Annotated in this window: 1 rRNA gene; it reads left to right on the top strand. The window is 50.4% G+C overall.

The features are described 5' to 3' along the window. Positions 1 to 848 (top strand): 23S ribosomal RNA (locus AAEY62_RS20015); the annotation flags it as partial.

The following is an 848-nucleotide window of genomic DNA, read 5'->3' as shown; positions in this document are numbered from 1 at the left end:
TAGTTGCAAGGTATAGACCCGAAACCCGGTGATCTAGCCATGGGCAGGTTGAAGGTTGAGTAACATCAACTGGAGGACCGAACCCACTAACGTTGAAAAGTTAGGGGATGACCTGTGGCTAGGAGTGAAAGGCTAATCAAACCGGGAGATAGCTGGTTCTCCCCGAAATCTATTTAGGTAGAGCCTCGGACGAATACTTACGGGGGTAGAGCACTGTTAAGGCTAGGGGGTCATCCCGACTTACCAACCCTTTGCAAACTCCGAATACCGTAAAGTAATATCCGGGAGACACACGGCGGGTGCTAACGTCCGTCGTGAAGAGGGAAACAACCCAGACCGCCAGCTAAGGTCCCAAAGTCATAGTTAAGTGGGAAACGATGTGGAAAGGCCCAGACAGCCAGGAGGTTGGCTTAGAAGCAGCCATCCTTTAAAGAAAGCGTAATAGCTCACTGGTCGAGTCGGTCTGCGCGGAAGATGTAACGGGGCTAAACTATGCACCGAAGCTGCGGATTCAGAATTTATTCTGAGTGGTAGGGGAGCGTTCTGTAAGCCGTTGAAGGTGTACCGGGAGGTATGCTGGAGGTATCAGAAGTGCGAATGCTGACATGAGTAACGATAATGGGAGTGAAAAACTCCCACGCCGGAAGACCAAGGGTTCCTATCCCATGTTAATCAGGGTAGGGTAAGTCGACCCCTAAGGCGAGGCCGAAAGGCGTAGTCGATGGGAAACAGATTAATATTTCTGTACTCGATATAATTGCGATGGGGGGACGGAGCAGGCTAAGCAAGCATAGCGTTGGTAGTCTATGTGAAAGTGAGTAGGGCGTTTGTTTAGGTAAATCCGGACA

Origin of the sequence: Pseudoalteromonas sp. GW168-MNA-CIBAN-0100 (assembly GCF_040309225.1) — a bacterium.
Taxonomy (GTDB): Bacteria; Pseudomonadota; Gammaproteobacteria; order Enterobacterales; family Alteromonadaceae; genus Pseudoalteromonas; species Pseudoalteromonas arctica.
Note: the sequence above shows the minus strand (reverse complement) of the source record. Positions and strands in the feature narration are given on the sequence as shown.